The organism is Lentzea sp. NPDC051213, assembly GCF_044455585.1.
GTDB lineage: Bacteria > Actinomycetota > Actinomycetes > Mycobacteriales > Pseudonocardiaceae > Lentzea.
This window is the reverse complement of record NZ_JBITEX010000001.1, coordinates 840423-862792: the sequence shown is the minus strand read 5'-3', so window position 1 is coordinate 862792 and position 22370 is coordinate 840423. Positions and strand designations below refer to the sequence as shown.

Here is a 22370-nt window from a genome sequence, read left to right as displayed (position 1 = left end):
GTCTGCTCCCTCATCCCTTGACCGCGCCCGCGCTCAGTCCCTGCACGAGGAACCGCTGCACCACGGCGAAAACCAGTACGACCGGCACCGCGGCGACGACGCCGCCCGCCGCGAGCGCCCCGAAGTCGGTGTTGAACTCGCCGAGCGCGTAGCTCAGTCCGACCGGCAGCGTGAACTTGTCCTGCCTGCTCGCGAACATCAGCGCGAACAGGAAGTTGTTCCAGGCGCCGATGAACGCGAACGAGCCGACGGCGACCAGCGCCGGCCGCAGCTGCGGCAGCGTCACCGCGAAGAACGCGCGCAGCCGCGAACAGCCGTCGACCATCGCGGCTTCTTCGAGCTCGACGGGAACGTTGCGCACGAACCCGCTCATCAGGATCAGCGCCAGCGGCAGCTGGAACGCCGTGTCCGCGATGACGAGGCCGGCGAGGCTGTTCAGCAGCCCGGCGCTGCGGAAGATCACGAACAACGGGATCAGCATCATCGCGCCGGGGATGAACTGCGTGCACAGCAACGCCAGCAGGAAGACGCGCTGACCGCGGAACTTGAAGCGTGCCAGCGCATAGCCGCCCATGAGCGCGAACACGGTGACCACGACCAGCGTGCCGAGCGCGATGATCAGGCTGTTCTGGAAGAACAACCCGAACCCGATCCCGTTCCACACGGTGTCGAAGTGCTCGAACGTGATCGGCCACGGCACCAGCGCGGTCTCCCCCGGCGGCCGGAACGCGAAGACGAGCATCCAGTAGAACGGGATGAGCGTGAACAGCAGGTAGAGCGCCAGCGGCAGGTGCAGCCGGAAGAACCGGCTCGGGTCGCGATGCCTCCTGCGCCGCGGTGGGGCCGGTGGCGGCACGTCGACGGTCTCCGGGCGGGTGAGTGTCTGGGTCATGCCCGGCTCCCGAACTTGGACAGCCTCAGGTAGAGGATCGAGAAGAACAGCAGGATCACGAAGCCGGCCATCGTGAGCGCCGAGCCGTAGCCGAAGTCGTGCGAGTCGACGGCCTTGCGCGCGACGTAGAGCGGCAACGTGGTCGTCTGGTTCGCCGGGCCGCCGCCGGTGAGCGTGTAGATGAGGTCGACGTTGTTGAACTCCCACACCGCCCGCAGGAGCGTCGACAGCACGATCGCGTCGCGCAGGTGGGGCAGCGTGACGCTGACGAACCGGCGCCACCGCCCGGCCCCGTCGACGGAGGCGGCCTCGTACAGGTCCTTCGGGATGGTCTGCAGGTCCGCGAGCAGCAAGATCGCGAAGAACGGCACCCCGCGCCACAACTCGGTGACGACGGTCGCCGGGAACACCGTCGCCGGGTCGCCGAGCACCGACGTGCCTGGATCGCCGATGCCCCACTGCGCGAGCTGCTGGAAGATCCCCGTCGACGGGTTGTAGAGCAGGATCCAGATGCCGGTCGTGAGCACGCCGGACACCGCCCAGGGCGAGAACACCAGCGACCGCGCCATCGCGCGGCCGACGAACGACTCGTTGACGATCAGCGCGAGCACGAGCCCCAGCAGGAGCTGCAACCCGACCTCGACGACGACCCACTTGGCGCTGAACGCGAGGCTCTGCCAGAAGAGCTCGTCCTCGAACAGCATCCGCCGGAAGTTCTCGAACCCGATGAACCCGTTCTTCCACGGTTGCGTGACGGTGTGCTGGCGGAGGCTGAACCACCCGACGCTGGCGATCGGGTAGACCAGGAACACCGCCATCAGCAGCAGCGTCGGGGTGATCAGCGCGTAGGGCGCCCACGTTCTGGTCCTCACGCGGGGTTCCACCCACTCAGGTAGGCGCTCTTCGTGTGCCGCCGCGCCTGCTCGTCCGTCAGCTGCGGCCGGTCGGTGCCCGAGCCCGCGCCGGGCCCGGTGTTGCGGTACTCCGCGAACCTGGCCTCACGCCAGGGGAATCCGGACATGTCGGTCCACGGCGCGCGCTTGATCGCGGCCGGCAGCTCGGTGTCGCGGATGACGACCTGGGCGATGGCGTCCAGATCTCCACCGGGATGCCATGGCCTGCCCAGGAAGTAGGTGTTTGCCGGTGCGTCGCTGCGCACCCGCGAGTTCACGATGAGGAAGCCGTACGGGTTGTCGCGGCGGGTGCTGGCAGCGGTCAGGTACCCGTTCGGGTCGCCACCGCGGTTCAGCGCGGTGATCGTGGCCCGCTCGAACACCGCGGTGGCCCGGCCGAAGAGAAAGTCGACGTCACCGGTGATCGCGCAGTCGCGGTAGTACTGGCGGGACCGCGTGCCCACGTTCGGGGTGTCGGCGTACAGCGTGTCCTGGTGGCCTTCGAAGTGCACGCGGTCGAAGAACATCCGGTCGCCGGTGGCCTTCACCGCGACGGCCTGCGTGGCCGTGATCTCCGGGTGTTTCCTGCGGTCGAAGGAGTTGCGGAAGGTGATGTCGCGGGCGGTGAAGTCGTCCGCGGCGATGGTCGCCGTGGCGCTGCCGGTCGTGCCGTAGGTCGTGCCGTCGGGCTTCTTGGTGCCGCTGGCGTTGTCGTACTCGATCACGACGTCCTGCGCGCGTCCGGTGGCACCGCGCAGGGTAAGCCCCCGCTTGCTCGCGGGGATCTTGACGACCTCCCGGTACACGCCCTTCTTCAGGGTGATCACGGCACCGGCCGGTGCGGCGTCGATCGCCGCCTGCACGGTCGCGAAGTCCGCGCCCACCACGAGATGGCGCCCGGCCGGCTGCGCGCCCGCCTTCAGGTTCTTGACGCGGTGCGCGGGCTCCAGCCCTCGGTTCAGCGTGGGCGTCCAGCCGGCGTCCGTGCCGAGGGCCTTGTCCGGAAACGCCGTGTTGTAAGCGTTCACCAGGCTGACCGGCCTGCCGTCGACGAGGTTGCCGATGTCGGTGAGCGCCGTGCCGCCCCAGTTGTAGACGATCTTCTCCGGCGCGATGCCGCGGATGAAGTTGTTCTGCGCGTAAATCTGGGATCGCACGCCAACGCCCCAGCTGTACACCTGTGCACCCTCGTACAGGTTGTTGTAGACGTGCACCTGGCCGAACCGGACGCGGGGCGCGCGTTCCCCGACGTTGCGGAAGACGTTGTGGTGCACCGAGACCCGCAGCTTGCCGGGATCCGTCGTCGAGGTGTTGGACGAGCCGATCAGCATCGTCTTGCCGTGTTCGGTGAACACGTTGCGCGACACGGTGACCAGGTCGGCGCCCGAGGTGATGTCGAGCTGGCCGTCGTGCACCTCGTACGGGCGGCCGAAGTAGAGCGGGTGGGTGCTGTCGGTGTCGGGTTCGTCGGTGAACGTGTTGTGGTCGACCCAGACTTGCTCGGATCGCTGGACGGAGACCGAGTCGTACAGCGAGTTCCAGTTGCCGGGTGCGGCGCCGGGGCTGTTGTCGTCCGGATCCCAGGCGGGGAAGCAGTCACGGGTGTCGCGGAAGGTCAGGTTGCGCACGATCACGTTGCGCACGCCGTGGATCCGCAGGCTGCCACCGGTGATCCCGGCACCAGGTCCGGCCCCGATGATCGTGGTGTCCGAGCCGACGCCGAGACCGATCACCGCTGCCTGGTTGCGCGCGGAGGCGGCCCGCGCGTCCTCCAGCGGTCCTTCCGGCTCCCGGTCGCGGCCCCAGACCGCGGGGTCGTAGGCGGCGAGGTAGGCGGGCAACGTGTAGCCACCGGTCGCGTAGTCCGTGCAGGACAACGGTTCTCCGCCGGGTCCCGTGTTCGCGTCGAGCACGCCCTTGATCCGGATGATCCGCGGCGCCGGTGCGGCCAGTGCCGCGACGAGCTCCGCTCGGGTGCGCACGGTGTGCACGTGGTCGGCTGGTGCGGCCGCGCCGCCGGTCGTCCCGGAGCCGCTCGAGGCCCATCCGTCCCCCGCCGCCAGCACCTGCCTCGCCGGATCCTGACCGGCGTGCGCGGGTGCGCTCACCAGTCCCGTGCAGGCGCAGGCCAGCACAAGCGCACGTACGAACAATCGCATGGCGCGTTACCCTTCGAATGGTTTGTTCATATTCATGAACGCCGTCCACGAGCGTGAACCGGATATTACGAACGCATGTGCCGGGCGTCAATCAAATGAATGCGTTCGACAATTCGACCTGGAATTCGACGGGAATTCGAATCGAAGCGGTCGAATTCACCGCCCGCCTGCCGCCCGGATGCAAAGTGACGCGTGCATCACGATCCGCTCGGTGGCCGAACGGCGTTTCGACGCCTCTACCAGGTCGTTCGATGCGATTCGACAGCGACATCGTCGAACGAGACCCATCGGTGCCGTATTGACCGCGACGCGATCGGGGTCCTACTTTCCCGCCATTGCCCAGCTCAACGCACCACCGCGGCACCGGGGGAAGAATGAGAAGCAGCCTCGCGGCGACCGTCGCGATTTTCCTGATCACCGGATGCACCGGGCCGCCCACGCCCGCTGTTCCGCAGCCGTCCACGCACCGCCTCATCGCACCGCCGACCCTTTCCAACACCTTGACCGTCCAAGGCGTGCAGGACGGCCGCACCGTCCTGCTGTCCGACGGCGTGCGGATCCGCATAGCCGGGCTCGCCGCACCCGAGGAGTGCTGGGCGGGCGCCGCCACCGCGTTCGCCAAGGCGTTCCTGCTGGACAAGCTCGTCAAGGTCGACCAGGGAGACCCGGCCGTCGTCGACGAGGCGCCGCTGTGGCTCGACGACGGCACCGAGTACGCGCTGTTCGCGGTCAGCCAAGGGGTGCTGCGGGGCGACTCGCCGCACGATCCCGCCTTCCGGGACGCCGAGGCGGCCGCGACGAAGGCGGGACTCGGACTGTGGGGTGCGCCGTGCCGGGGTCAGGCCAAGCCGCCCACCAGCACCGCACCGCCACCCGTCAGCACGACGCCCTCGCCCGTGCCGGCCACCACCCCGCCGGCCGCGTTCGGATGCTCCGTCAACTACCGGGTCACCTACCGCTGGAACGGCGGCTTCAACGCCGACGTGACGATCACCAACACGGGGACGGCGCCGATCTCCGGGTGGACGCTGCGCTGGACGTTCACCCGCGGCCAGGTCGTGACGGACATGTGGAACGCCACGGGCCGGCAGTACGGCGCGGAGGTCAGCGCCACCAACATCCCCCAGTCCGCCACTATCCCCGCAGGTGGGACACAGGTGGTCGGGTTCACCGGGAGCCACCGGGCCGACAATCCCGCCCCGACAGCGTTCTCGGTGAACAGCCACCCGTGCCCGGTCCGGTAGCGCTGTGCGGATGTGGCCGACCAACGACTGCCGACTGCCGACTGCCGACTGCCGACCGCTTCCGTCCACTCCGGACCGGACCGGCCCGTCCTCGATCGTGCCGCCTGTGCGCTGAAGTTCAGCCACCGTCCTTGCCGGTTGGATTTCCTGACGATCAATGGCCCCTCGCCCGATTGATCACCTCGTGGCTAATGTCGGCGTGCGGCCGCAACCGACCTTCCACAAGAACGAGGTGAAAAACGTGCGAGCAATTTCGACGTTCGTGTTGGCCGCGGCCGCGGTGGTGGCCACCGCAATGCCGGCCGCAGCACAGGTCGAGGCCGCTGTCGCCCTTCAGCCGCAGGCACGGCTGGAGGCGCGCGGTGCCGCTGTCACCGTGCCACTGCGGGTGATGTGCCAGAACGGCGCGTCCGGATCGTTGTGGGTGCAGGTCACCCAGAACGTGCGCGGTGAGCTCGCGATCGGCGACAAGTACACCGCGAGCGTGCCGTGCACCGGCAGTTACCACAAGATCGACATCACGGTGGTGTCGCGCACGAAGGCGTTCCGGCAAGGTGTCGCATTCACTTCGGCGGCTCTGAACGTCTATCTCCCGCCGGACAATTCCAGCCTGGTCGAACAAGACCGGGAAATGATGCTCGTCCGGTAGACCACCACCGTTCTCGGCGCTGGATGTGCGGACCACGAGCTCCGGCGGGCACTCGCCTGCCGGAGCCCGTGCGCGGCGCCCGCCGACCGTCATCGTCGCGGCACGCTCGAACAGGAGGGCGGACGCGCCGCCCGCCCTCCCCCGCGGTCATTTGCCGAGGTTCTCCAACGAGCGCTGGGCGACTGCCAGGCCGTCCTTCGGCGTGACGGCCCCGTCGCAGATCTCGCCGATGATCGTCCCGAACACCTTCTGCATGCTGCCCCACTCGGGCGTCATCGGTGGCGTGTAAGCGAACTCGGCGGACTCCTTGAACGCGGCCATGCTCACGTCCGAGACGGCCCACGCCGGGTGCAGGAACTCCTCACTGTCCTGCACCTCGCGGTTGGCCGGCGCGTCCTGGCCGGTGGCCGCGATCGGCTTCTGCCCGTCGGCACTGGTGAGGAAGCCGAGCACCTTGAACGCGAGCTCGGGGCGCCTGCTCGACTTGGTGATCGCGAGACCGCTCTGGAACGAGATCGTCGCCTGTTTGGTGTTCTTGAACAGCGGCGCGATGCCCCACCGCACCTGCGGCGACTCCTTGAGGGAGGCGACGTTCCAGAACCCCGTCATGATCATGGCGGCGTTGCCCTGAGCGAAGAGCTGGTCGGGACTGGAGATCTTCAGCGCCTCGTAGTCCCGTTTGGACGGCGCGACGCGGTGCTTGTGCACCAGATCGACGTAGAACTGCATGGCCTTGACGTTCTCCGGTGAGTTGATCACCGGCTTGCCGGCGTCGTCGAGGATCCTGCCGCCGTTCTGCAGCATGAACGCCATCCACCACGGCCACCAGTCACCGGCCGCGAAGCCGTACCGCATGGCCTTGTCGCCTTCGCGGACTGTCAGCTTCTGGGCGGCGGCCAGGAAGTCCGGCCACTTCCAGTCGGCGGTCGGGTAGGCGACGCCGTCCTTGTCGAAGAGATCTTTGTTGTAGTACAGGACCATCGGGCCGTTGCGATCCGGCAACGCCCAGGTCTTGCCGTCCCGGTCGTAGGAGTGCGCGGCCCGCTCGCCGAACCTCTTCACGAGGTCCAGCTTCTCCGTCTCGATGAAGTTGTTCAGCGGCAGCAACTGGTTCCTGCTGCTGTAGGTGTGGACGGATTCGGCGACCTGGATGATGTCCGGCGGGTTGCCCTCACTGATCATCGTCTGGATCTTCTTGCCGTAGTCGCCGTTGTTGGGGACGTGCAGGAGCTTGACGTTCACGCCGTCGACGCGGTCACTGGCGAGGTCGACGCGCTGCTGGTAGGTCTTGGCGTCCTGATCGCTGCCCCACACCGCCACCGTCACCTCGGGTTCGGGCGCCGGTGGCGGTGTACCGGTGGCACAGGCCGCCGTGACCAGGCAGGTCACGGCTACGACGATGGCGGACACGGCTCTGCGCGGGCGGAGTTGCCCCATGAGTGGTTCCTCGGACTTTCAGACGAGCAGATGGGTACGAGAACGCGGGCGATCGCCGACCGCCTCAGACGCATGACCCTGTTCCCCGTGCAGCGCTCTGACCGGGCACAGTACGTGATCTTCATTCGCCTGTGAAGAGGTTTCCCCCGACGGCCATCGGCCGCCAAACCCGTTGTGCACCAAGGATGTTTGCGCGAACAACCTTGATCAGGCCAGCAATCGACGACGGCGGTCCACGCGCCGATCAGCAACACAGCGTGACAATCAGGCAACATCACGAACCGGAAACCGGCCGTTGACGCACCCGCGCCGCCGAGACAGTATGTCAACGCTCACATCGGCGGTGCACCCTTTCCCCAAATTCCCCCTGCACATCGGAAAGTTCGCCATCAACCGCACTGTTAACGTTCACACAGGCGCTGTCGCGCAGCGGCGCCACCAACCAGAAGCGGACGCGCAACTGATGTCCAGATCCCTGCTCCTGATCCCGGTCGTGCTGGCCGCGCTCGTGACGCCGGCCCACGCCGCCACCGGCGGCAGCCTCGAAGTGCTGACCTACAACGTGGCCGGCCTTCCCGAAGGCCTCTCCTCCGGCAACCCGGCCGTGAACACCCCGTTGATCAGCCCACGTCTCGCGCCGTACGACGTCGTCAACGTCCAGGAGGACTTCAACTACCACGCAGCCCTGTACGCGGGCGACAACCACGCCCACCGCACCCCGACGAGCGGTGGGGTTCCGTTCGGCAGCGGCCTGAACACGCTGTCCCACCTGCCTTACAACGACCTCGAACGCACGAAGTGGTCGTCCTGCAACGGCACGGACTGCCTGACGCCCAAGGGGTTCACCCACCAGCGGCTCAGGCTGGCCGACGGCGTGTACGTCGACCTGTACAACCTGCATCCCAACGCGGGCACGGAGAACGCGGACCTCGCCGCGCGCCGGTCGAACATCACCCAGCTCTCGCGGTACATCGCCTCGAACTCGGCGGGCAACGCGGTCATCGTCATGGGTGACACCAACACCCGCTACACCCGCGAGGCCGACAACATCCGCGAACTGGTCACCACCAACGGTCTGACCGACGCGTGGGTGCAGCTCGAACGCGGCGGGCAGGCACCTGCGGCCGGCAGTCCGGCGCTGGTGTGCGACGCGGCGGCGGTCACCGATTCCTGCGAGGTGGTCGACAAGATCCTCTACCGGGGCAACCGGCAGATCAGGCTGACCGCGCGGGACTACCGCAACGACAACGCGGCGTTCCTCGACGCCCAGGGCAAGCCCCTCTCCGACCACTACCCGATCGCCACCCGGTTCGACTGGACGGCCGACGACGGCATCCGGCTCAGCGCCGAGTCGGGCGGCCCGCACGGCACGCCGTTCACCGATCTCGCCGCCGTCGATCTCGGCGCGGTGCGCACGCTGAGCCTGCGCGGCGGCAGCCGGTTGGACCAGGTCGCGGTCACCCTCGCGAACGGCACGACGTTCAGCCACGGTGGCAACGGCGGTACGGCGGCGACGCTCACGCTGGAACCAGGCGAACATCTCGTGTCGGCGAAACTGAGTCAGGGCAAGTACGACGGCCACACTCGGGTGTTCTCCGCGGCGTTCACCACGAACCGGGGGCGGACGCTCTCGGCGGGTCAGGCGACCGGGGAGACGATCACCGTCACCGCGCCCGCGGGGTGGCGCATCGCCGGGTTCACCGGCCGGTCGGGTAACGAGGTCGACCGGCTCGGCGCGATCTTCGTACCGGTCTGACGCGAGTGGACCCCGCGCTCGGTGAGCGCGGGGTTTCCCGCACTGCCGCGAGATCACCCGTGCGAGACCAGCGGCTCGTTGCGTGCCACTGGAAGCAGCCTGCCGTCGAGCACCACCTCGACGTCGTGCAGCACCGTGACTTCCGCCGTCCGGCCCTGGCACGTGACGACCACTGTCTTCTCACAGCCGAGGCCACGCAACGACACCGCCTTCAACTCTCCCTCGTCCCACCACAGGCCGACCACCACCCCGCCGCGTGCCCGCAGCCCCCGCACCACGCCCGTCGGCCACGCCGCAGGCAGTGCGGGCAGCAGCCGCAGCTCGCCGGTGTGGCTCTGCAGCAACATTTCCGCGATCGCCGCGGTGGCGCCGAAGTTGCCGTCGATCTGGAACGGCGGGTGCGCACACAGGAGGTTGCGGTACACCCCGCCGCCGTGCGGGCTGCCTGTCGTGGCGTCGGTCAGCACCATCGACAGCAACGCGTGCGCGCGGTCGCCGTCGCCGAGCCTGGCCCACAGCGCGGCTTTCCAGGCCAGCGACCACCCCGTACCCGCGTCTCCCCTGGCGGCGAGGGCCCGTTCGGCGGCCTCGGCCAGACCGAGCGACAGCCGGGGATCGATCTGCGCACCGGGGTACAGCCCGAACAGGTGGGACAGGTGGCGGTGGCCGGGCTCGGCCTCCACCACCTCGTCGGCCCACTCCAGCAACCGGCCGTCCGATCCGACCGGTGGCGGCGGCAGTTCGATCTCCCGGATGCTGTCCACCACGTCGTCGCGCACTCCCAGAACTTCTGCGGCCTCGAGGAGATTGGCGAACAGATCCGCCGTCAACGCGAGGTCCATCGTGGCCCCGGCACCGACCGCGACCGGTGTGCCGTCCTCGGTCAGGTAGTGGTTCTCCGGCGACGTCGAAGGCGCCGTGGTGAGCCGGCCGTCCCGCGAGATCAGCCAGTGCAGGCAGAACTCGGCCGCGCCACGCAGCACCGGCCATGCGTGGTCGCGCAGCCAGTCCACGTCGCCGGTGAAGGCGTAGTGCTCCCACAGGTGCCGGCACAGCCACGCCGCCGCCATCGGCCAGTTCGACCACGCCGGGTCGCCGCCGCCCTCCCCCACCGGTGTGGTGAGGCACCACGGGTCGCTGTTGTGGTGCGCCACCCAGCCCGGCGCGCCGTAGAGCGCCTTCGCCGTCACCGCACCGGACTCGGACAGCCGGGAGACGAACCCCAGCAGCGGCTCGTGGCACTCGGGCAGCGCGGTGACCTCGGCCGGCCAGTAGTTCATCTGCAGGTTGATGTTGAGGGTGTAGTTGCCGCGCCACGGCGGATCGGTGTGCGGGTTCCAGACTCCCTGCAGGTTCGCGGGCAGAGTGCCCGGCCGTGAGCTGGTGATCAGCAGGTAGCGGCCGTACTGGAACAGCAGCGCGGCCAGCGCCCTGTCGCCCCCCGGCTGGCCGATCCGCTCGTCCGTCGGCCGGTCCGGCGACGGGCCCAGCTGCAGGCTCACCCGGTCGAACAGCGACCGGTGGGCGCTGACCGCCTGGTCGCGGAACTTCGTCCAGCCCAGCCTGCGTGCCCGTTCGGCCCGCGCGAGCGCCAGGCGGGAGCACTCGGCAGGGTCGGCCGCCGGTGCGGTGCCGGGGCCGCGGTAGCCCACCTCGGTAGCGACGTAGACGGTCTCGCCGTCCACCGCGACGACGGCCGCCCACGCCATTCCGGACGGCACCCGGCCGCGCACTCCCACGATGCCGCCGGACGAGGTGAAGTGCTCGCCGGGCAACGAACCGCGCAGCAGCGGGCCGGCCTGGGCACCGGTGACCCGCATCGCCAGGACGTGCAGGCCCGCGTGGCACACGGCCTCCCGGCGCACCACCGCGTCCCCCGTCCGGTAGGAGACCGAGTAGACGCCGGTGCGCAGATCCAGCTCGCGCCGATACGACTCCACCCGCCCGGGACCAGCGACGAGCATCACCTCGGCCAGCGGCAGGTACTTGGCCGTGTCCGGTCCCTGGATGCGCCGGAGAACCTCTTCCGCCGCAACGGGATCGCCGGCCAGCACGTGCGCACGGGCCTGGGCGACCAGATCGGGGTCACCGGACGGCGGGGGCGACGGCGCCCCCGTCCACAGCCGGTCGTCGTTGAGCTGCACCAGTTCGGTGTCGATGCCGCCGAAGCACATCGCGCCGAGCCGGCCCGTGCCCAGCGGCAGGGCCTCTTCCCACGCACCCGCGGGCGCCGTGAACCACAGCCGGGTCACCTCAGCACCCGCACTCCGTAGCGGGGCAACTCGGTCACGCCGCTGACCCGTTCGCCGCTGAGCAGGTCGGTGTACGAACCGTCCACCACGACCTTCGCAGGCTCCGGCCGGTGGTTGATCACGAACAGCAGCTCGCCGCGGCGGACCACCTCCACGCCCTCTGCCTGCGGCGACGCCGTCACCCCCGCCTGTACGGCGACGTGCGCGAGCAGCGCCCGCATCGCGGCCGGCTCCGGCCTGGTCGCCACGTACCAGGCGGTGCCCTCGCCGAAACTGTTGCGCAGCACCACCGGCGTGCCGGCCAGCTCACCTTCGGCCACCGTCGCGACCGTCTCCGCCGTGGTGGCCTGCAGATCGTCTGCCCAGAAGTCCGCGGTGAAGTCGCCCAGCAGCTTCGAGGTGCACGTCAACGGGTCGCGCTGGGGCAGGAACTCGTCGATCCGCAGGCCCATCAGGTCGGCCAGCAGCGCCGGATAGCCGCCGGCCCGCACGTGGTCGTGCTCGTCCACCACCCCGGAGAAGAAGCCCATCACGAACGTGCCGCCATCGTCCACATAGGACGTGATGTGGTCCGCGTCCGAGGCCGTGAGCAGGTAGAGGTTCGGCGCGAGCACGATCCGGTACTTCGACAGGTCGTCGGACGGCCGCACGAAGTCGGCGACTATGCCCAGCCGCCACAGCGGTTCGTAGAAGTGGCGCAGCCGCGCGAGCAGGTCGAGCTCGGCCGGCAGGTGCGCGCCGCTGACGGCCCACCAGTTGTCCCAGTCCATCAGGATCGCGACCTGCGCGGGAACCGGCGCGCCCACGACGTCCGGCAGCTCGGCGAGATCCTGAGCGAGCGCGGTGACCTCGCGGAAGACCCGGCTGTGCGGACCGCGGTGCGGCACCATGCCGGAGTGGAACTTCTCCGCGCCCGCACGGGAAGCCCGCCACTGGAAGAAGCACACCCCGTCCGAGCCGCGCGCGATCGCCTGCAGCGACTGCGTGCGCAGATGACCCGGCGGCCGGCGCGCGCCGTGGGAGCCGCTCGCGGACTGCTCCATCAGGAACCACGGCCTGCGCCCGGCAAGGCCTCGCATGAGGTCGTAGCTCATGGCGGTCTCCACGTGGGCGGTGGGATCGGTCAGGTCGGGATACCAGTCGTGGGACACGAAGTCCTGCTCGGCCGCCGCCTGCCAGTAGTCGAGAGGGGCGAACAACCCCATGAAGTTCGACGTGATCGGAACGTGCGGCGTGAAGTTGCGCAGGATCTCGCGTTCGGCCCGCAGGCACTGGAGCAACGACTCGGAGCAGAACCTCTTGAAGTCCAGCACCTGGGTGGGGTTGCGCAGGTACGGCGCCGCACGCGGCGGCAGGATCTCCGCCCACTCCCCGTAGTGCTGGCTCCAGAACGCGGTCGCCCAGGCCTCGTTCAGCGCGTCGAGCGTCTCGTACTTCTGGCACAGCCAGCGCCGGAAGTGCTGCGCGGTCCCGTCGCAGTAGCAGACCTCGCAGTACTCGTTGTTGACGTGCCACAGCTTCAGCGCCGGGTGCCCGGCGTAGCGGCGGGCCAGTGCCGTGGTGATGGCTCGCGCGTACTGGCGGTAGACCGGGGACGAGGGGCAGTAGTGGTTGCGCGAACCGTGCGACATCCGCACCCCGTCCGCCGTCACCATCAGCGTGTCCGGGTGGCGCAGACTCATCCACGGTGGCGGCGACGCGGTCGGCGTCGCGAGGCTCACGCCGATCTCGTTCTCGTGCAACAGGTCCAGGACGCGGTCGAGCCAGCCGAAGTCGAAGACGCCCGGCGACGGCTCCAGCCTGCCCCAGGAGAACACGCCGACGGTCACCAGGTTCACCCCGGCCTCCCGCATGAGCGCGACGTCCTCCAGCCACACGGCCTCCGGCCACTGCTCAGGGTTGTAGTCGCCTCCGTAGACCAGGCGGCCACGCGTCACGTCGGACAGGTTCGGCACGGTGGCGTGGTCCTCTCATCCCTTGATGGCGCCGAGAATGACGCCCTTGGTGAAGTGCTTCTGCACGAACGGGTACACGAACAGAACCGGCACGACGGCGATGACGACCACGGCCATCTTCACGGCGAGCGTCGGCAGCGGCGCGACGCCCTCGATCACCGCTTCTCCGCCCGTGCCGGGGATCGGCTGGCCCTGCAGGACGTACTGCCGCAGCACCAGCTGGATCGGCCACTTGTCCGGGGTGTTGAGGTAGAGGAACGCGCTGAAGAACGCGTTCCAGTAGCCGACGGCGTAGAACAGGGCGATCACCGCCGTGACGGCTCTGGACAGCGGCAGCACGATCCGGGCGAGGATGCCGAACTCGCTCGCGCCGTCGATGCGGGCGCTGTCGACGAGCTCCTGCGGGATGTTCATGAAGAACGACCGCAGCACCACGAGGTTGAACGCCGCCACCGCGCCCGGCAGCACCAGCGCCGCATAGGTGTCGAGCAGTCCGAGCGAGCTCACCAGCAGGTAGGTCGGGATCATGCCCGGCCCGAACAGGAACGTCAGCAGCACCACGAACAGCAGCGGCCGGTGCGCGAACGAGCCCGGCCGCGACAGCCCGTAGGCCGCGAGCAGCGTCAGCACCGTGCTGAAGAGCGTGCCGAACACCGCGAGCCCGGTGCTGACGAGCACCGCCTTGCTCACCACGCCGCCCGAGAGCAGCTCGGTGTACGCGGCGAGGCTGAACCCGTCCGGCACCATGACGAGCCCGCCGGACTTCGTGATCGCCGCCTGCGGGGAGACGCTGGTCAGGATCACCACGTACAGCGGGAACAGCACGGCGAACACCACGACGGCGACGATCACGCCCTTGGCGGCGCGCCCGAACAGCGTCGGTTCCTCGTCCCACAGCGGGCGGCGCCGGACGGCCACAACGCTCATCGCTGGTACACCCCCTGCTGGCCGAACACGTGCGCGAGCCTGTTCGCCCCCAGCACCAGCAGCAGACCCACCACGCCTTTCACCAGGCCGGCGGCGGCCGCGTAGGACCAGTCGTTGTTGACCACGCCGGTGAAGTAGACGTAGGTGTCGAGCACCTCCGCTGTGTTCGCCCCCACCGCGTCGCGTTGCAGCAGGAACTGCTCGAAGCCGACGCTCAGCGCGTCGCCGAGCCGCAGGATCAGCAGCAGCACGATCACCGGAACCAGCGCGGGCAGCGTGACGTGCCAGAGCCGGCGCCACCTGCCGGCCCCGTCGACCGCGGCGGCCTCGTACAGGCTCGTGTCCACGGTGGACAGTGCGGCGAGGAAGATGATCGTGCCCCAGCCCGCGTCCTTCCACACCGACTGCAGCGTCACGAGCCCGAGGAACAGGTCGGGGTTGTTCATGATGTCGACCGTCTGCGCACCCTGCTCGCGCAGGAACGTGTTGATCGCACCGGTGCCGCCGAAGATCTGCTGGAACAGCGTGATCACCAGCACCCACGAGAAGAAGTGCGGCAGGTACACCACGCTCTGGACCAGCATCCGCAGCCGGGCGCTGAGCAGGCTGTTGAGCAGCAACGCCAGCAGGATCGGCACCGGGAAGTAGAACACCAGCTGGAACAGCGTGATCGTGACGGTGTTGAGCGCGGCCTGCCAGAACGCGGCGTCGGTGAAGATCCGCTCGAAGTTGTACAGGCCGACGAACGGACTCGTCACGATCCCCGTGTACGGCGAGTAGTTCTGGAACGCGATCACGTTGCCCAGCAAGGGCACGTAGTGGAACACCAGGTACAGCAAGACCGCGGGCGCCACCATCACGAGCAACGGCCAGTCCCGCCGCAGCCGGCGCCGCCACGCGGGAATGCGGCGGCGCCCGGCCGGCTCGGCCGCGGCCTCTGGTGCGGGCACGCGGGTCAGCACATCAGCGGCCGGCATCGGCCAGGACCTTCGTGTGGAACTCGCGGAGCTGGTCGCCGCCCTTGCGACGCCACTCGTCGGCCAGCTTCGTGACGTCCTCGACCGGCGTGCGACCGAAGATGATGTCGAAGGTCTTGTCCTGGAACTCCTTGCCGAGCTTGGAGAACTCCGCCGGCTCGTCGACCTTCAGGCCGAACTCGAGCGGCTTGATCTGGTGCGAGTACGTGTCGGCGTACCAGGCGTGCTGCGCCTTGACGAAGTCCGGGTACGCGGGGTTGGTGATGATCTGCGGCGGCCCGGCGAAGAACCCGTAGGTGAGGGTGATCTCCTTGCGGCCCAGGTCGTTGAGCTGCGGCTCGCCCTGGGCGTCGCGCGTGCTGTGCGTGCCGTCGGTGCCGTAGTTGACCAGGTGGTACTCCTGCGTGCCGATCGGGCTCGCCGCGAAGTTCACGATCCGCAGCAGCTCCTCGACCCGTTCCCTGGGCAGGTCCTTGCGGAACATCGTGATCATGCTGGTGGGCGTGGACACCGGGTACGTCGGCTTGCCGCCGTCGTGGTTGAACAGCGGCAGGGCGGCCATGTCGAAGCTCGGGTTCGACGGCCGCTGGGCGGCGAGCGCCTCCTTCCACGCGCCGACCCCGTCCTGGACCATCAGCATCTGGCCGCTCGCGAAGAGCTCCTTGTGCTTGCTGGTGCCGCTCAGAGCGCCCGCCACGTAGTCGGGGTGGGCGTAGCCGGCGGCGCACAGCGACCGGGAGAAACTCACCGCCTCGACGTAGGCCTCCGTCTCCAGCTGGTTGACCACCTTGCCGGACGCGTCGCGGCTCCAGTCCCCCTTGCCACCGAACATGCGCACCATCGCGCGGAAGACGTCACCGAGGGCCCACTGCCTGGCCGCGGGATCGGTGATCTTCTTGCACAGCTGCTCGAACTCGGCGGCCGACTTCGGCGGTGCGACGCCGAGCCGTTCGAACACGTCCTTGCGGTAGAAGATGGTCTCCGCGAAGGGCGAGCCGGGGAACGGCACTCCGTAGAGCCGCTTGTTGAACGCGCAGCCCAGCCAGTTGTCGGTGGGGATGTTGGCGAGCATCGGATACTTGCGGACCTCGTCGCCCTTCAGGAGGTCGGTGAGGTCGGTGAACACGGTTCCGACGCCTTCGGTGAACCTCGGCGGGACGGTGAACGACGGCATGACGACGATCTCCGGCACCTGCCTGGCCGCCATCATGGCGCTCAGCTTCTGCTGGTAGTCGTTGCCGCTGACCTGCTCGAACTTGATCGTCGCGCCGAGTTTCGAGTTGACCGCGTCGTAGTAGGCGTTCTGGCCGAGGCCGGGCGGCACCGGCCAGAACGACGGGGTCATCGCGGTCAGCTGACCACCGCCGCCCGGCTTGTCCTTGATCGCCTGGACCAGCTGCGACGGGTACCTGAGGTACGCCGCCGGCGACCCGTTCACCCCGGCGAGGTCCGGCTTCCCGAATTCCACCGGAACGTGAGCGGGCAGCACGCCCGCGAACTCGCCGTTCCCGAGCGCACTGCCGGTCTGCGGGGCGGACGGGCTGCTGCACCCCGTCACGCCGCCGATTGTCGTCGCGAGCACGCCCGCGCCGACCAAACCGAGAAAACCTCTGCGGTCCATGCTTGTGCCGTTCTCACCGAGCACGTCAACGCTCCTTCGCGTCCGACTTCTCAAGAGGAATTGGGGAGTTCCGCGCTCTCGCGCCGGAACAACGGAATGCGGTCGAGCGACCCGGCGGCCGGACGACCCGTTCGTGTCTGCCGGGCTCGTGGACCGGGGCAACGGGCAGATCAGGGCCGAACATGAACCCGTTGCCGAACGCCCGCGCCGTGGCGCCGTCCGCAGAGGGGCCGATGCCGGGGCCTCGCGCCTCGACGCGGAGCGCCTGGTGTTCTGCACGCCACTCCCTCGTCGAAGCGTTTCGATTGCCGTCACGGTCATGCCGCCACACTTCCGGGAGAGATCAGCCGCGGCGCGGGCGCTGGGCGGTGCTCGCGCGGCCGGACAATCTCGGCGGCAGCAGCGTCAACGGTGCCGTCGGATGCCCGTTGAGCCTGGCGAAGAGCAGTTCCATCGCCTGCCGTCCCAGTTCCTCCGCCGGCAGCTGCACCGAGGTCAGCTGCATCTGCTCCGCGAGCTCGTCCGGGCAGATCGCCACGACGGCCACGTCGTCGGGAACCTTGCGCCCCAGCGCGCGCAGGCTTCCCGCGACCCAGCCGAGCGCCGCCTCGTTGTGCACGACGAGCGCGGTCATCGCCGGTTGCGTGCGCAGCAACGAGCGCACGGAGATCAGCACCGACTCGTAGTCGTCCTCGGCGGGCAGCGCAGTCGAGGCGATGCCGCGCCGCATGGCGGCCGCACCGAACCCGGCCATCGTGCGCTGGGCGTAGCCGGTGTTGCGCTGGTACACGACGCTCGGCGACCCGAGGAACCCGATGTAGCGGTGGCCGAGGTCGGCGAGGTGGTCGACGCACCGCGCACCGGCGGCCTCGAAGTCGAGGTCGACGCAGGTGAGTCCCTTGACCGCCGCCGGACGTCCGATGAGGACGGACGGCTGTGCCATCTGCCGCAGCAGCGGAACGCGGTCGTCGTCCAGTTCCACGTCCATCACCAGGAAGCCGTCGACCTGGGCGCTGCCCGCCACCCTGCGCAGACCCTGCGCGCCCTGGTCCGCCGTCACCAGCAGCACGTCCATGTCGTGCCTGCGGGCCGTGGTGACCGCCGCGGTCACGAACCGCATCAGCACGGGCAGGTGCACTCCCGGGCGCAGCGGCAGCACCAGCGCCACCACGTTCGCCCTGCTGGTCGCGAGCGCCCTGGCTCCGGCGTGCGGGTGGTAGCCCAGCAACCGGATGCTCTCCCTGACCTTCGTGCGGGTCTGCGGCGAGATCGACCGCTTGCCCGTCAGCACGTACGAGACGGTGCTCGGCGCCACGCCGGCATGCCTCGCCACATCCGCGATGGTGACCACGTCGGCACCTCCGAGTGTTGAAGCGTTTCGACAACATTCACGACGGACAACCGAAGGCGAGGCCGGCCAGCCGGGTGCCCGGCGTGGAGAACACGATGACCAGGTCCTGAGCACCGGCCGCGCAGCGGACCGGCAGGCTGACGTCCTGCCAGGTGCCGAGGCCGGACTCCACCGGGACCGTGAACGTGCACAGCACCTGTCCCTGCTCGTGGTGACCCAGCCTCAGCTCGGCCTCCCCTCCGCCGGAGAGGCGGGCCGTGCAGTGGGTGGTCTGCTCGCCGAGCAGCACGTCCCCCAGCAGGATCCAGCCACCCGCCTCGGTGCTTTCGACGACGGTGCCGCGCTCCGCGGTCTCGTCGACGAGGGTGATCCCCGAGCAGTCGTCGAACCCTTCCGCGCGGACGGCAGGGCCACGCGGGCCGATTCCCTCGCCGATCACCAGCACCTCGCCGCCTGCCAGCGGCCTGCGGGCCGACGGACCCGCCCACAGGTCGTGCACGGACGTTTCGACGACCGCGCGGTCGCCCACGACGTCCCAATGCCAGAAGTCCTTGCCGTGCAGCAGGAACCGGACCACCCGGCGCTCCCCCGGTTCGAGGGGCACGCGTTCGAACGCGAGGAGCCGGCGCAGCGGCTGCACGACCCTCGACTCCCGTTGCCTGCCGTAGAGCTGCACCACCTCGGCGCCCTGCCGGTCACCGGTGTTGGTGACCTCGACCGAGACCTCGAACCGCTCGTCCTGCCACACCGAGGCCGCGGAGACGGTCAGCTGGCCGTAGGAGAACCTCGTGTAGCTCAGTCCGTGCCCGAACTCGTAGAGCGGGTCGCCCTCGAAGTACAGGTACGTACCGCGGGACCGGATGATGTCGTAGTCGAGCAGGTCCGGGAGCTGGCCGGCACCGCGGTACCAGGTCTGGGTGAGCTTGCCGGACGGCGTGACCTCGCCGAACACGACCTCGGCGAGCGCGCGGCCGAACTCCTGTCCGCCGTGCGATGCCCACAGGATCGCCGGAACGTGCTCGTCCTCCCACACCAGCGCGTACGGATAGCTGCTGACCACGACCAGCACGGTCCGCGGGTTGACCTGCCGCACCGCGCGGACCAGGTCCGCCTGCCGGGGCGGCAGGTCGAGATCGGCGCGGTCCTGGGTCTCACGGCCGTTGATGTGCGGGTCGTTGCCCACCACGACGATCGCGACGTCCGCAGCCGCGGCCTGGGCGAGCGCCTGGGCCGGCCCGGAGCGATCGACCCCCAGCCGCCACCGCGTCGCCTCGTTCTCCGCGCCGACCAACCCGACTTCGTCGTCGTGCAGCGCCAAGTACTGGTTGAGCACGGTGTTGCGCAGCAGGCACGTGTCGCCGGTGAGCCAGACGAACTCGAACAGTTCGAGGACGTCCCACCCGCCCGGCATCGCGCTCTCGGTGACGAGCACGCCCTCCCGCGTCGAGGCGAGGTACTTGCCGGTAAGAACGCTGCGCAGGGTGACCACGTCCTGGCCCCACTCGAACAGGTCGAAGGCGCAGGCGTCGCTCCGGTGCTCCGTCAGGCCGACCTGGCCCTCCGGCGACACGGCGAGAAGCCGACCGTCCCCGGCGCGAAGCGAGATCCGGTCGACGCCCTCGGCGAACGTCGTCTCTCCACTGTGGAGCTCCGAGATCCCTGCCAGCGGTGTCACGGAGTACGGCAGCGTGCCGCAGTACCAGTCCTCGAACAGCACATCGGCGTGCGTGCCGATCACGGCGATCTTCGCGCTGCTACGCGAGTCGAGCGGGAGGATGTCGTCGTTTTTGAGCAGCACGATCGACTGGCGGGCCGCTTCCAGCGCGAGCTCTCGGTGCTCCGGCGCGTCGATCACCTCCTCGGTGATCGCCGCGTACGGGTTGAGCTCCGGCGGGTCGAACTCGCCGAGCCTCATCCGCAGGGTCAGCAGGCGGCCGGCCGCCCGTTCCACGTGCTCCTCGGTGATCAGCCCGCGAGCCAGCGCCTCGGTCACGTGCGCGATCGTCTTCGCGGGGTCGGCGTCGTGGTCGGTGAAGCTGTCGACCCCCGCCCTCAGCAGCGCGGCGTGCCCGGCGACCTGGTCGGCGTGATAGGCCTGCTGACCGGCCACGTTGGACGGCGCACCGGCGTCGCTCACGACCGCGATCTCGGCGTCCGTCCAGCTCCGCAGGTGGTCCTCGATGTACGGCGTCAGATGCGCCGGTCTGCCGTTGACGAGGTTGTAGGACGGCATGACGGCCACCGCCGCACCCGCCGCGAGCGGGCCGCGGAAGCACGGGAACTCGTACTCGTGCAGCACGCGGGCCCGCATCACCGACGACGTGGCGCACCGGTCGGTCTCGTTGTTGTAGCCGAGGAAGTGTTTCAACGTCGGCGCGGTCTTCAAGTACACCGGGTGATCGCCGCGCAGGCCGTTCGCGTACGCCGTGCCCATCACCGAGGTGAGCAACGGGTCCTCGGCGTAGCCCTCCTCGTTGCGTCCCCAGCGCGGATCGCGCAGCGGGTTCACCACCGGCGCCCACACGTTGAGCCCGTGTGCCACCGGGTCCTTGTGGTGGAAGCCGCGCACCTCGGTCCCGGTCGCGTCGCCCACGGCCCGCACCAGGTCCGGGTTCCACGTGCTGGCCAGGCCGATCGCCTGCGGGAAGACCGTCGCGCGCCCGAGCCAGGCGACACCGTGCAGCGCCTCCGTGCCGGTGCGGAACACCCCGATGCCGAGCCTCGGCACCGCGGGCTGCCACTGGTGCAGCATCGCGATCTTCTCCGCGGTGGTCAGCCGCCCGAGCAGATCGGCGATCCGTTGGTGCAGCGGCAGGTCGCGATCGCGGAAAGGTGTTTCCCCGCTGGGTTTCTCGATGCTCAAGGCAGGCCCTTCTTGGTCACCGAGGCTGCGTCGAATCGCTTCGACCGGACGTCGTGAAAGTGGCACGGACCACAGTGGGCCGTCAAGGAGCGGAGAGGCCGTTCGACTTGTTCGACACGCTTTCTGTCGAATGCGCGGCCCGATTCGACAATTCTCTACAGGGAAACCGCTTTCCGCATTGCGCGCCAACACATTCGGCTCTTGCGCGGCCGCAGCGGACCGGGTCATCGTAGCCGCCGTGGATCTGCGCGGAGGACTTACCCGACTATCGCGATCTTCGCCCTGGGGCACGTTCCGCGAGCGGTACATTCCGGGGACCAGGCACCGATCCGTCGCCGCCAAGATCTGGCAAGCCGCACCAGGAGGAAGCACGTGCCCGTCGTCGACATGTCCGAGGAAGACCTGCTCCAGCACCGCGTCACCACGCCGGAACCGGCCGACCTCGACGAGTGGTGGGCGACGCAGCTCGCCAAGACCGATGCCGACGCGGCACCCGCCGTGCTGACACCGCACGAGCCTGACTTGTACCAGCCGTTGTCGGTGTACGACGTGGAGTTCTCGGGTGCCCACGGCCACCGCGTACGCGGCTGGTACCTGCGCCCGCCCGCCGACGGCCCGCTGCCGGTGGTCGTGACGTACATCGGTTACGGCGGCGGCCGCGGCCTGCCCGCCCAGCACACGTTGCTGCCGAGCCTCGGCTTCGCGAGCTTCGTCATGGACAGCCGCGGCCAGGGCGGCCGGTGGTCGGTCGGTGCCACCGCCGACGCGGGCGCGGGCACCGGTCCCGAGCACCCCGGCGTGATGACGAGGGGCATCGCGAGCCCGGAGGACTACTACTTCACCCGCTTGTTCCTCGACGCCGCGCGAGCGGTGGACGTCGTGGCCGAACTGCCCGGCGCCGACCCGGACCGCATCGCCGTGACCGGCGGCAGCCAGGGCGGCGCACTCGCACTGGCCGCCGCGGCGCTGCGCGGCGACCGGGTGAAGGTCTGCCACTCCGACGTGCCGTTCCTGTGCGACCTGCATCGCGCCGTGCGGATCGGCACCACCACGCCGTACACCGAGATCAGCGACTTCCTCGCGCAACACGACGCCCTCGTGCCCGCCGCGCTGGACACGTTGCGGTACGTGGACTGCGCGTTGCTGGCCAGGCGGATCACCGCGCGGTCCCTGTTCAGCGTCGGGCTGATGGACGTGACGTGTCCACCGTCCACTGTGTACGCCGCGTACCACGAGGTCCGCGCTCCGAAGGAGATCACGGTGTCGCCGTTCGGCAAGCACACCACTCCCACGAGCCACGTCGAGACGCAGCTGCGTCACCTGCGCGAGCACCTCTGAGGCGCGACAGGCCGAATCCGCGAACCGGCGACCCGGTCCGCGGATTCGGTCCCCGC

The 22370-nt window shown here is 69.2% G+C and carries 15 protein-coding genes; 4 read left to right on the top strand and 11 right to left on the bottom strand.

The window, feature by feature from the left end; genetic code table 11:
- Positions 1-10 precede the first annotated feature (10 nt).
- From ACIA8G_RS03845 to ACIA8G_RS03835, 3 genes are read right to left on the bottom strand one after another with little or no spacing between them, the layout of a single operon-like run.
- Positions 11-892 carry a carbohydrate ABC transporter permease gene (locus ACIA8G_RS03845; protein WP_396416719.1) on the bottom strand — a complete coding sequence of 294 codons (882 nt, stop codon included), beginning with the start codon at positions 890-892 and terminating at the stop codon, positions 11-13.
- Positions 889-1764 carry a carbohydrate ABC transporter permease gene (locus ACIA8G_RS03840; protein WP_396416718.1) on the bottom strand — a complete coding sequence of 292 codons (876 nt, stop codon included), beginning with the start codon at positions 1762-1764 and terminating at the stop codon, positions 889-891. Before ACIA8G_RS03840 ends, ACIA8G_RS03845 begins: the two co-directional genes overlap by 4 nt.
- On the bottom strand, positions 1761-3944 hold the full coding sequence (locus ACIA8G_RS03835) for a pectinesterase family protein (protein WP_396416717.1): 2184 nt from the start codon (positions 3942-3944) through the stop codon (positions 1761-1763). Before ACIA8G_RS03835 ends, ACIA8G_RS03840 begins: the two co-directional genes overlap by 4 nt.
- Positions 3945-4318: 374 nt before the next feature.
- Between ACIA8G_RS03835 and ACIA8G_RS03830 the strand changes: the two genes are divergently transcribed.
- On the top strand, positions 4319-5188 hold the full coding sequence (locus ACIA8G_RS03830) for a cellulose binding domain-containing protein (RefSeq protein WP_396416716.1): 870 nt from the start codon (positions 4319-4321) through the stop codon (positions 5186-5188).
- Between the two features lie 157 nt (positions 5189-5345).
- Entirely contained in the window at positions 5346-5837 is a 492-nt protein-coding gene (locus ACIA8G_RS03825; RefSeq protein ID WP_396416715.1) for a hypothetical protein, read from the top strand.
- 147 nt (positions 5838-5984) lie between these two features.
- Here the strand turns inward: ACIA8G_RS03825 and ACIA8G_RS03820 are convergent, their stop codons facing one another.
- Positions 5985-7274, bottom strand: coding sequence for an ABC transporter substrate-binding protein (locus ACIA8G_RS03820; protein WP_396416714.1), 1290 nt, complete (start codon positions 7272-7274; stop codon positions 5985-5987).
- 463 nt (positions 7275-7737) lie between these two features.
- Between ACIA8G_RS03820 and ACIA8G_RS03815 the strand changes: the two genes are divergently transcribed.
- Positions 7738-9030 (top strand): jacalin-like lectin, encoded by a 1293-nt coding sequence (locus ACIA8G_RS03815; RefSeq protein WP_396416713.1) that lies wholly within the window; start codon positions 7738-7740, stop codon positions 9028-9030.
- 53 nt (positions 9031-9083) lie between these two features.
- Here the strand turns inward: ACIA8G_RS03815 and ACIA8G_RS03810 are convergent, their stop codons facing one another.
- The 7 genes from ACIA8G_RS03810 to ACIA8G_RS03780 form a co-directional block, all read right to left on the bottom strand.
- Positions 9084-11282 carry a glycosyl hydrolase family 95 catalytic domain-containing protein gene (locus tag ACIA8G_RS03810; RefSeq protein ID WP_396416712.1) on the bottom strand — a complete coding sequence of 733 codons (2199 nt, stop codon included), beginning with the start codon at positions 11280-11282 and terminating at the stop codon, positions 9084-9086.
- On the bottom strand, positions 11279-13237 hold the full coding sequence (locus tag ACIA8G_RS03805; protein WP_396416711.1) for a beta-galactosidase: 1959 nt from the start codon (positions 13235-13237) through the stop codon (positions 11279-11281). The genes ACIA8G_RS03810 and ACIA8G_RS03805 overlap by 4 nt, the downstream gene beginning before the upstream one ends.
- Positions 13238-13252: 15 nt before the next feature.
- Positions 13253-14164 (bottom strand): carbohydrate ABC transporter permease, encoded by a 912-nt coding sequence (locus ACIA8G_RS03800; RefSeq protein WP_396416710.1) that lies wholly within the window; start codon positions 14162-14164, stop codon positions 13253-13255.
- On the bottom strand, positions 14161-15141 hold the full coding sequence (locus ACIA8G_RS03795) for an ABC transporter permease (protein ID WP_396416709.1): 981 nt from the start codon (positions 15139-15141) through the stop codon (positions 14161-14163). The genes ACIA8G_RS03800 and ACIA8G_RS03795 overlap by 4 nt, the downstream gene beginning before the upstream one ends.
- Positions 15128-16786 (bottom strand): extracellular solute-binding protein, encoded by a 1659-nt coding sequence (locus ACIA8G_RS03790; protein ID WP_396416708.1) that lies wholly within the window; start codon positions 16784-16786, stop codon positions 15128-15130. The genes ACIA8G_RS03795 and ACIA8G_RS03790 overlap by 14 nt, the downstream gene beginning before the upstream one ends.
- Positions 16787-17105: 319 nt before the next feature.
- Positions 17106-18113 (bottom strand): LacI family DNA-binding transcriptional regulator, encoded by a 1008-nt coding sequence (locus ACIA8G_RS03785; RefSeq protein WP_396416707.1) that lies wholly within the window; start codon positions 18111-18113, stop codon positions 17106-17108.
- 37 nt (positions 18114-18150) lie between these two features.
- Positions 18151-20976: a glycoside hydrolase family 3 C-terminal domain-containing protein gene (locus tag ACIA8G_RS03780; RefSeq protein WP_396416706.1), complete on the bottom strand. Its 2826-nt coding sequence runs from the start codon at positions 20974-20976 to the stop codon at positions 18151-18153.
- A gap of 372 nt (positions 20977-21348) precedes the next feature.
- Here ACIA8G_RS03780 and ACIA8G_RS03775 point away from each other — a divergent pair, with 372 nt between their 5' ends.
- A complete protein-coding gene (locus ACIA8G_RS03775; RefSeq protein WP_396416705.1) occupies positions 21349-22314 on the top strand; it encodes an acetylxylan esterase in 966 nt (321 codons plus the stop codon).
- The last annotated feature ends 56 nt before the right edge of the window (positions 22315-22370 follow it).

What these genes read in the sequence shown, in the direction of transcription:
- ACIA8G_RS03845 (WP_396416719.1), bottom strand. Translation starts at nt 892, where the DNA reads ATGACCCAGACACTCACCCGCCCGGAGACCGTCGACGTGCCGCCACCG.
- ACIA8G_RS03815 (WP_396416713.1), top strand. Translation starts at nt 7,738, where the DNA reads ATGTCCAGATCCCTGCTCCTGATCCCGGTCGTGCTGGCCGCGCTCGTG.
- ACIA8G_RS03835 (WP_396416717.1), bottom strand. Translation starts at nt 3,944, where the DNA reads ATGCGATTGTTCGTACGTGCGCTTGTGCTGGCCTGCGCCTGCACGGGA.
- ACIA8G_RS03825 (WP_396416715.1), top strand. Translation starts at nt 5,346, where the DNA reads ATGGCCCCTCGCCCGATTGATCACCTCGTGGCTAATGTCGGCGTGCGG.
- ACIA8G_RS03830 (WP_396416716.1), top strand. Translation starts at nt 4,319, where the DNA reads ATGAGAAGCAGCCTCGCGGCGACCGTCGCGATTTTCCTGATCACCGGA.
- ACIA8G_RS03820 (WP_396416714.1), bottom strand. Translation starts at nt 7,274, where the DNA reads ATGGGGCAACTCCGCCCGCGCAGAGCCGTGTCCGCCATCGTCGTAGCC.
- ACIA8G_RS03795 (WP_396416709.1), bottom strand. Translation starts at nt 15,141, where the DNA reads ATGCCGGCCGCTGATGTGCTGACCCGCGTGCCCGCACCAGAGGCCGCG.
- ACIA8G_RS03800 (WP_396416710.1), bottom strand. Translation starts at nt 14,164, where the DNA reads ATGAGCGTTGTGGCCGTCCGGCGCCGCCCGCTGTGGGACGAGGAACCG.